The sequence below is a fragment of the Actinokineospora sp. NPDC004072 genome (assembly GCF_053604195.1).
In genome coordinates this window covers 63,310-72,465 of record NZ_JBSGHB010000013.1, presented here as the reverse complement: position 1 = coordinate 72,465, position 9,156 = coordinate 63,310, and the positions used below count along the sequence as shown (strand labels likewise).

General features: G+C 72.3%; 8 protein-coding genes. 5 read left to right on the top strand and 3 right to left on the bottom strand.

Annotation, left to right across the window (positions count from 1 at the left end; all coding sequences use genetic code 11):
- Positions 1–344 precede the first annotated feature (344 nt).
- The 3 genes from ACWEPX_RS21040 to ACWEPX_RS21030 all read right to left on the bottom strand — a co-directional run bounded on the left by ACWEPX_RS21040 (position 345) and on the right by ACWEPX_RS21030 (position 3,836).
- The gene (locus ACWEPX_RS21040) at positions 345–1,175 is read right to left on the bottom strand and encodes a pyridoxamine 5'-phosphate oxidase family protein (protein ID WP_451898897.1); all 831 of its coding nucleotides are present in this window, start codon (positions 1,173–1,175) and stop codon (positions 345–347) included.
- Between the two features lie 14 nt (positions 1,176–1,189).
- Positions 1,190–2,968, bottom strand: coding sequence for a hypothetical protein (locus ACWEPX_RS21035; RefSeq protein ID WP_451898896.1), 1,779 nt, complete (start codon positions 2,966–2,968; stop codon positions 1,190–1,192).
- Positions 2,969–3,242: 274 nt separating this feature from the next.
- Entirely contained in the window at positions 3,243–3,836 is a 594-nt protein-coding gene (locus ACWEPX_RS21030) for a TetR/AcrR family transcriptional regulator (protein ID WP_451898895.1), read from the bottom strand.
- A gap of 116 nt (positions 3,837–3,952) precedes the next feature.
- Here ACWEPX_RS21030 and ACWEPX_RS21025 point away from each other — a divergent pair, with 116 nt between their 5' ends.
- The 5 genes from ACWEPX_RS21025 to ACWEPX_RS21005 all read left to right on the top strand — a co-directional run bounded on the left by ACWEPX_RS21025 (position 3,953) and on the right by ACWEPX_RS21005 (position 9,096).
- A complete protein-coding gene (locus tag ACWEPX_RS21025; protein WP_451898894.1) occupies positions 3,953–4,798 on the top strand; it encodes an SDR family NAD(P)-dependent oxidoreductase in 846 nt (281 codons plus the stop codon).
- Positions 4,799–4,872: 74 nt separating this feature from the next.
- A complete protein-coding gene (gene ligA, locus ACWEPX_RS21020) occupies positions 4,873–6,861 on the top strand; it encodes an NAD-dependent DNA ligase LigA (RefSeq protein WP_451898893.1) in 1,989 nt (662 codons plus the stop codon).
- Between the two features lie 152 nt (positions 6,862–7,013).
- Positions 7,014–7,574: a helix-turn-helix domain-containing protein gene (locus ACWEPX_RS21015; RefSeq protein ID WP_451898892.1), complete on the top strand. Its 561-nt coding sequence runs from the start codon at positions 7,014–7,016 to the stop codon at positions 7,572–7,574.
- A 59-nt stretch (positions 7,575–7,633) separates the two neighbouring features.
- Positions 7,634–8,782, top strand: coding sequence for an NAD(P)/FAD-dependent oxidoreductase (locus ACWEPX_RS21010; protein WP_451898891.1), 1,149 nt, complete (start codon positions 7,634–7,636; stop codon positions 8,780–8,782).
- The gene (locus ACWEPX_RS21005) at positions 8,779–9,096 is read left to right on the top strand and encodes a (2Fe-2S)-binding protein (protein WP_451898890.1); all 318 of its coding nucleotides are present in this window, start codon (positions 8,779–8,781) and stop codon (positions 9,094–9,096) included. The genes ACWEPX_RS21010 and ACWEPX_RS21005 overlap by 4 nt, the downstream gene beginning before the upstream one ends.
- The last annotated feature ends 60 nt before the right edge of the window (positions 9,097–9,156 follow it).

Below are 9,156 nucleotides of genomic sequence, written 5' to 3'. Positions count from 1 at the left end.
AGCGCCAGCAACTCGACACGGCGGCGACCCGAACACTCGGGCGGCGGGACGGTCCGGATCGCCGGTGCCGAAGCGCCAGCAACTCGACACGGCGGTGACCCGGCGCCTGGGCGGCGGGACGGTCGGGGTTGGGTGGTGTCGAAGGGCAGGCAGGTGGGTGCGGTGGCTGCCCATCGCCCGGGCAGGTAGGAGGGGTGGGTTCGGCGGTGACGGTGGTGGTCGGCGACTGGGTGGGGCCACCGGCCTGCGGAACCGCGCCCGGCATCGCGGGTCCGCAGGCCGGATCGGGACGTGGCCGGGTGCCGGGACGGCGGGCGACGCGGCCCGGCGGTGGGGGCCGCTGGTCAGATCAGCGGCGCGCCCGGTGGCCGTTCGTCCTGGGTCGACTCGCCCGCGGAGTGCACGGGTGGGTCGACGACGAGGGTGTTGCCGCCCCTGATGCCCGTCAGCGCCCGCACGTAGTCCGGGACCGCCACCCCCGCTGGGACGTACGACGCGGTGATCGGGGGACCGTAGACCGGGCGGACCGGTACCAGGCCGGCCCACTTGTCCTTGGGGTCCTCATGCCCCTTGCGGTCGTCGCTGCTCGGCCCGCCCACCCGCGTCTTCGCGGACACGTGCGCGAAGTCGATCCGGATGATGCCGACCGCCTGGCGCTCCTCGGCCGTGCTCGGCCGGGACTGGCCGCTGTAGCCGGGGGCGATGTGGTCGCAGAGGACCTTGAGCGCGTCCGCCTTCTCCGCGTCGTCGGTCACGGCGGTGGCGCTGCCGTAGATCACCACCGAGCGGTAGGAGATCGCGGCGTGGGTGGCGGAGCGGGCCAGGGCGAGGGCGTCGAGGAGGGTGATCGTCGCGCAGACCTGCTGCACCCGCCCGGCCTCGATGAGCCGGTAGAGGCGCGATTCGCTCGTGAAGTCCTTGTCCTTGAGCTTGTGCGTGTGCAGGTCCGGGCCGTGCAGGTACAGCGAGTTGCCCTTGCGCCCGTACTGGCGCGGGATCACCATGACCGTCTTGAGGTCGGGCTCCCAGTAGCCGATGTGGCAGTAGAACGTCTCGTCGATGATCGGAAGGACCACGTCGGGGTCGTAGGAGACGAGCTTGGCCGAGAAGTTCTGGGTGGGCGTGGTCCACTCGTGCTTGCGGAACGGGTCGTAGATCGGGGGTTCTGCGGTCATGTCTCCCCCATGCCTCAGGCGAAGCCGCGGTCGGCGTACGGAACGCCGACCACGAGCCCGGCGACCGGTTCGCGGGTCGGCGCCGGGGCGCTCTCGTCCCAGTCGAAGGCGTCGTCGGCGAACAGGTCGGCGATGAACGCATCGATCCGGTCCTGCGTGGTGAAGGACATGACGAAGGCGTGCGCCAGCCTGCGCAGCGTCGTGTCGTGGGGCCGCATCCGCACCGACACCGTGGACAGCGAGTACTTCGCCACCAGGTCGGGGTTGGGCCTGCGGAACCGGACGGTGATCGCCAGCGGGCTGCGGTCGATGTGGAGGTCGACGTCCTCGCCCAGCTTCTCCCGCCAGTACGCCTCCACCTTCTCCAGCTGCTCCACCAGGTAGGCCGCCATGCGCTGGGAGTGCACCGCCTTGGTGACCTGCCGGTCGTGCGGGTGCTGGGCCAGGTAGTCCCACATCACGATGGGTGAGAAGCCGTTGCGCGAGCCCGCGAACGTGGTGTCCAGCGAGCCGATGTACTCGGCCTCGCCCGGCGGCTGCATCTGGTACTTCACCTTGGTCAGCAGCAGCCCGCACGGCCACGGCGCGCCCATCCACTTGTGCCCGCTGAGCGCGATCGAGGCCACCATGTCGACCTGCTCGGCCTTGGCCCCGGGCGGGCCGGTGTAGGTGGACCGCAGCCCGAAGTCGAACTCCGGGATCGGCGCCTCGGGCACGTACCCGTACTTGGGCGTCTTGGCCGCGATGTCGAGGAACGGCATGTACCCCGCGCCCAGCGCGCCGTCGACGTGGATCCAGAACCCGCGGCGCTTCTCGGTCCCGCCGTCGTAGCGCACGTCGCGGGAGATCAGCCCGTTGTCGCCGAAGACCTGGATGAGCCGGTCGGACACCTCGCGCACGTCGTCGTAGGCGCACTTGAACGTGCTGCCGTAGTTGAGGTTGATGATGATCGGGTAGCCGCGGGCGGCGAAGAACTCCACCAGCGCCACGAGTTTGTCCACATCGATCGAGCCCGGACCGAACGCGGGGTAGCGCTCGTCCTCCGGCGCGTCGCGCGGGATCGCCGAGGGCACCTCGTCGGGCCACTCCCCGCCCAGCGGGCACTCGTCGGGGTAGCGCTCGCGGCCGATCTGCCCGAAGGTCGGGATCTTGAGCACGCGGATGGCCTTGGCGAAGGAGTAGTGCGTGTCCTGGGAGTAGAAGATGACCGGCTCGTAGGCGTGCTCGCTGTCGGCGTCCACCGGGCTGACGTAGGCGACCGGCTGCGCGCTGTCGGAGCTGGTGAGCAGGCGCTTGCCCTCCAGGTAGTCGCGCGCGTTCCACATCGCGTAGAGGTTGCCCTCCGTAGCGCCCATGCTCAGCGCGTAACCCCAGCAGGATTCCTTGCGGCCGGGCCGGTAGGGGATGCCGTGCCACAGCTTGGTGAAGTACTTCAGCACCGCGCGTTCGGCGGGCTTGCTGTTCACCTTGTACCCGCCTGCCTGGAACGGGTCGCCGACGTTGTTGATGTGCATGTCCATGAAGCGGGCCAGGTCGTGCCGGTAGGCGTCCATGTCCTCGGTGACCTGGTAGCCGAGCATGTGGTCGCGGGCCTCGGCCAGGTGCGCGGCCAACCGGCCCAGCGTCCTGGCCCGCGCGTCGGGCGGGATGCCGCCCGGGCCCAGCTCGAACTCCTCGTCGGTGATGGGCGCGGCCTGCGGCCGCGGTCCGCGCGCCTGCTGGGCGGGCACGGAGACCTCCTCCGCCACCTGCTCGACCGCTTCCTCGTCGGGACGGCTGCCCACGTATGTCATGGCTTCCCCACGTCTCGTCGCGTGCGCCTGCCGCATCCGGCGGCGGTTTCGGGCATGGCGCGGCCATCGCCGCGGTCTTCGGATTTCGCCCCATGACGGCGCTCCTGCGCCCGGCATCGACGCTACCGCGCGGACTCGCGGACGCGGCACTGCCCGCCTGCCGGTTCACTCTGCCGTGCCCGGCATCCCGCCCTTTCGTAGGAAAGCAGGCCCGCGGGTTCCTAGAAGTGCGACAGCGGGTAGCGGACGCCACGCCTGCGTCCACAGAGGACGCTCAGGGGCGCAGCCCGCGGAGCGCGGTGTCGACCACCTTGTCGGCGTAGTCGGCGGTCAGCGGGCCGGTGCGGTGCAGCCAGCGGTTGAGGATCGGGCCGAAGACCAGGTCGACCGCCACGTCGAGGTCGACGTCCTCGGCGAGCTGGCCCGCCCGCTGCGCAGCGCGCAACCGGTCCTTCTTCAGCTCCCGCATCGGCCCGTCCAGCCGCTCGGCGTAGTCGGCGGCCAACCCGGGGTCGTGGACGATCTCGGTGTGCAGGGCGCGCATCGCCAAGTCGTAGCGGGGGGTGTTCAACTCGTCCACGGTGGCGCGCAGGACGAGTTTCAGGTCAGCGGCGAGGTCGCCGGTGTCCGGGAGGGCGGCGGCGTCGCCTTCGCCCGCCATCGCGAGGAAGGCGTCGAAGATCAACGCGCCCTTGGACGGCCACCACCGGTAGATCGTCTGCTTGCCGACGCCCGCGGCCTGCGCGATCCCCTCGATGCTGAGCTTGGCGTAGCCGACCTGCCCCACCAGGTCGAGCGCGGCGGCGAGGATCGCCGCCCGCGCGGTCTGGCTGCGGCGGCTGGGGTCGGGGGCGACCTTCGTGGGCACGCGCCCACCCTAGCACGCGATGAGACGAGACGGTCCGTCTTGACAACGCCGCCGTGACGGGTACTGTTCACCTCGAACGAGACGGAACGGTTCGTCTCGCTATCGAAGGGCAGGACATGACCACCACCGCTTCCCGGGTCTGGTTCATCACCGGCGCCAGCCGCGGCCTCGGCCGCGCGTTCACCGAGGCGGCCATCGCCGCAGGAGACCGGGTGGTCGGCGCCGCCCGGGACACCACCCCGCTCGACGGGCTCGCCGCCGAGCACCCGGACCAGCTGCTGGCGCTGCGTCTGGACGTCACCGACCGGGCGGCCGTCTTCGCCGCCGTCGACGCCGCGGTCGCGCGCTTCGGCAGGCTCGACATCGTGGTCAACAACGCGGGCGCGTTGGTCATGGGCATGGTGGAGGAGCTGGCCGAGGAGCAGGCCCGCGCCCAGATGGAGGTCAACTTCTTCGGCCCGCTGTGGGTGGGCCAGGCGGTCCTGCCGCAGCTGCGCGCCCAGGGCGGCGGGCACATCGTGCAGATCTCCAGCATCGGCGCGCTCGGCGGCTTCCCCAGCACCGGGCTCTACAGCGCCAGCAAGTTCGCGCTGGAGGGCATGAGCGAGGCGCTGGCCGCCGAGGCCGCGGCGTTCGGGGTGAAGCTGACCATCGTCCAGCCCGGCGGCTACTGGACCGACCTCTACACCAGCACCCCCGCCGCCGAACCGCTCCCCCAGTACGACGAGCTGCGCGCGGAGCTGGCCAAGCACTGGGCCGAGGGCTCGGTCGACAGCGAACCGCGCCTGGCCGCCGAGGCCATCATGACGCTGGTGGACAGCGACGACCCGCCGCTGCGGCTGCTGCTGGGCAGCATGGTCTACGACCTCGCCTTCGAGGTCTCCCGCCAGCGCATGGCCACCTGGGCGAGCTGGGAGGCGGTCAGCCGCGCCGCGGAGAAGGCCGTCCCCGCGCCGCGGTGAATCGCCAGGTCGGGGCGGGCAACCGAGCCCGATGCGAGAAATGGCTGTCGGGCGGGGTCGGTAGGTTCTGCGGTGTGGAAGCACGGGAGCGGATTCAGGAGCTGGCCGACCGGGTCGTGGCGCTGCGCGATGCCTACTACCGGGGGTCGCCGCTGGTGGCCGACGCGGAGTACGACGCGATCGAGGACGAGCTGCGGGCGCTGATCGCGGCCAACCCCGAGCTGGCCCCGGAGCCGAACCCGCTGGAGCAGGTCGGCGCGCCCAACGTGCTGCACGCGCCGGTGCGGCACTCGCGGCCGATGCTGTCGCTGGAGAAGGCGACCAAGCCCGAGCAGGTCGCGGCGTTCTTCGAGCGCTTCCCCGGGCAGCCGGTGGTGGTCATGCCCAAGCTCGACGGGCTGTCCCTCGCGCTGGTCTACGAGGGCGGCAGGCTCCGGCAGGCGATCACCCGCGGCGACGGCACCACCGGCGACGACGTCACCCCGCTGGTCAGGGAGCTGGTCGACGGCCTGCCCGAGCGGATCGGGCCGGTGGGGCGGGTCGAGGTGCGCGGCGAGGCGATGATGCTGCGGTCGACCTTCGCCGCCTACAACGCCGCCCACCCCGACAAGCCGCTGATCAACCCCCGCAACGCCGCCTCCGGCACGCTGCGGGCCAAGGACGCCGAGACCGTCGCCGGGCGCAGGCTGCGGTTCCTGGCCTTCGAGCTCGACGCCGCCGAGTCCACCGAGGTGGACCTGGAGGCGGGGCTGGTGGGCCTGGGCTTCGAGGTGGCGGGCATGCGGCACTGCGCCGACGCCGAGGCCGCGCTGGCGGTCATCGCCGAGATCGAGGCCCAGCGCAACGACCTGGACTACGACCTCGACGGCGCGGTGCTGCGCCTGGCCGACCGCGGCGCCTACGCCGCGGCGGGGACCAGGTCGAACTCCCCGCGCGGCGCGCTGGCCTACAAGTTCGCCGCCGAGGAGAAGACGACCGTGCTGCGCGACGTGGTGTGGGACGTCGGCAAGACGGGCAAGATCGCCCCGGTCGCGCAGCTGGAGCCGGTGTTCGTCGGCGGCACCACGGTCACCCGCGCGACGCTGGCCAACCAGGAGGTGATCCGCGCCCGCGGCATCCGCATCGGCGACACCGTGCTGGTCCGCCGCGCGGGCGACGTCATCCCGTTCGTCGCGGGTGTGCTGGACGAGTCCAAGCGCACCGGGGAGGAGCGGGAGATCGTGCCGCCCGCGGTGTGCCCGTCGTGCGAGCAGCCGGTGGTCGAGCAGGGCAACAGCCGCGAGCTGTTCTGCACCAACGTCGCCTGCCCGGCCCAGACGGTGCGCAGGCTCATCCACTGGGCCTCGCGCGCCGCGGCCGACATCGAGGCCATCGGCGGGGTGTGGATCGAGCGGCTGGCCGAGGCGGGCCTGCTGGAGCGCCCGTCGGACTTCTACCGGCTGACCGTCGACCAGCTGCTGGAGTTCGACCGCATGGGCGAGGTCTCCGCGACCCGCATGATCGACTCCATCGACGCCAGCCGCCGCGTCGGCCTGCGCCGCGCGCTGATCGGCCTGGCCATCCCGATGGCCTCCGAGGGCACGGCGATGCGCCTGTGCCGGGCGGGCTTCCGCTCGCTGGAGGAGGTCGCCGACGCGGGCGAGGAGCGCCTGGTCGCCGTCGAAGACATCGGCCCGAAGGTCGCCGCGTCCCTCACCGAGCACCTGACCCGCCTCCGCCCGGAGATCGACCGCCTCCGCGCCCTCGGCGTCTCCCTCGACGTCCGCGAGGAAGACCTCCCCCCGGTCGTGGTCTCGGGCGCCCCGCTCGCGGGCAAGACGGTCGTCATCACCGGCACCATCACCGACCCCCGCACGGGCGAGAAGATCCCCCGCCCCACCTTCCAACGCCTCTGCGAACGCGCAGGCGCCACCACCGCAGGCTCCGTGTCGGCCAACACCGACATGCTGATCACCGGAGCCGAGGTGGGCGCCAGCAAGCTCACCAAGGCCGAGAAACACGGCGTCGAGGTCGTCGACCAGGCCGACATCTGGCGCCTCCTGATCGACGCAGGCCTGACCTGAGCGCTCGGGCCGCATCAGCGCGACCACCTGCCCGCCGACACCGGCCGTGGCCTGCCGCGGCGGAAAGCCGCCGCTGGTCAGGGGCGGTGGCTGGGTAGGCTTCTGCCCTGGGCACGAGGAGGGTCGCGGTGGAGCGTGGGCGGGTTGGGCAGGTGTTGGCGGCCAATGTGCGGGCGCTGCGGGAGCAGGCCGGGATGTCGTTGTCGGAGTTGGCGCGGCGGTCGGAGATTGCCAAGGGGACGTTGTCGCAGCTGGAGGGGGGCAACGCGAATCCGACCATCGAGACGGTGTTCAGTTTGTCGAACGCCTTCGGAGTGCCGGTCTCGACGCTGCTGACCGAGCGGGTGGAGCCGGATGTGGTGCTGGTGCGGTCGCAGGGGTTGGAGGTGCTCAGCAGCAATGCCGTCGACCTGCGGATGCTGCGGCGGATGGACGTCACCGACACCGTGTTCGAGCTGTACGACCAGCGGGTGCGGCCGGGTGAGGTGCAGCGGTCGGCCGGGCATCCCGGGCGCGAGCACGTCGTGGTGATCTCCGGGATGCTGCGGGTCGGGCCGCCGGACGCGCCGTACGAGTTGGGGGCCGGGGACTACGTCTGCTTCCCCGCGCAGGGGCCGCACATCTACGAGACGGTGGGCGGGCCGGTGGCGTCGGTGCTGCTGCTGGAATACCCCTCGGACGCGCCCGTCGCAGGCTGCGTCGTCCGGGGTTGACCGGGCGCGGCGGCGGGAGTTAGCCTCACCGCGTTCATTCTATTGAACGGTGGTGAGGCGTGAGCGCGGTGGACGCGACGGTGGTCGGCGCGGGGGCGGTCGGCGCCGCGTGCGCCGAGGCGCTGAGCGCGGCCGGGCTGCGGGTCCTCGTCATCGACCGCGGCGACCCCGCCTGCGGGACCACGGCGGCGGGCGAGGGCAACGTGCTGGTCTCCGACAAGCCGCCCGGCCCCGAACTGGCGCTGGCGCAGCTCTCCCGCGCCCTGTGGCCGGACCTCCTCGCCCGGGTGGACGCCGACGTCGAGTGGGAGGCCAAGGGCGGCATCGTCGTCGCCACCACGGAGGCGGGCGCGGCCGCGCTGACCGCGGCGGCCGCCGACCAGCGCCGGTCCGGAGTGGACGCCATCGAGCTGGAACCAGCCGAGGCCGCCGCGATGGAACCGTTGCTCACCAAGCAGATCACCGCCGCAGTGCACTACCCGCAGGACGCGCAGGTGCAGCCGGTCCTCGCCGCGATCGCCATGCTGGCCGCGGTCCGGCGACGCGGCGGCGAGGTCCGGTCGAATGAACCGGCGGTCGGACTGGTGACCAAAGGCGGCGCAGTCGCGGGCGTGCGGACCGAGCGCGGGACCGTGGCGTGCCCGATCGTGGTGAACGCCTGCGGGCCGTGGTCGGCGGACTTCGCCCGCGCGGCGGGCGCCCCCATCGAGGTGCTGCCGCGGCGCGGGATGGTCCTCGTGACCGCGCCGCTGCCGGAATCGGTGCGGCACAAGGTGTACGACGCCGATTACGTCGCCGCGGTGGCCAGCGGCGACGCCGACTTGCAGACCTCCAGCGTGGTCGAGTCGACCAAGGCGGGCACGGTGCTGATCGGGTCCAGCAGGCAGCGCGTCGGCTTCGACGAGACCATCCGCGTCGACGTGGTGGCCGAGCTGGCCCGCAAGGCGGTCACCCTGTTCCCCTTCCTGGCCCGCGTCCCGGTGATGCGCGCCTACGGCGGGTTCCGCCCGTACACCCCCGACCACCTGCCGGTCATCGGCGAGGACCCGCGGCTGCCCGGCCTCTGGCACGCCACCGGGCACGAGGGCGCGGGCATCGGCCTGGCCCCGGCAACCGGCCGCCTGCTCGCCGACCTGGTCTTGAAGCGGGAGCCCGCGGCAGACCCCCACCCGTTCCGCGTCGACCGCCCGGCGGTGATCCCGGCATGAGAGTCGAACTCGACGGCGAATGGGTCGAGGCGACCCCCGGCCAGACCGTCGCAGGGCTGCTGCTGTCGCGGGGGATCACCAGCTGGCGCACCACCCGCAGCGGCGGTTCCCCGCGCGGCATCTTCTGCGGCATCGGCATCTGCCACGACTGCCTCGTCGTGGTCAACGACGTCCCCGACACCCGGGCCTGCCAACGCCTCCTCACCGACGGCGACCGCATCCGCCACCAGGACGGCGCGGAGCTGCCACCAGTGGACACCGCTCGGGCGACCGAAGACACCCACGACCACCAAGGCGGGGAGCTACCGACATGAGCCGGGCCGAGATGGCGGCCGCAGCACCAGCCGCTCAAGCGACCGGAGACACCGGCAACC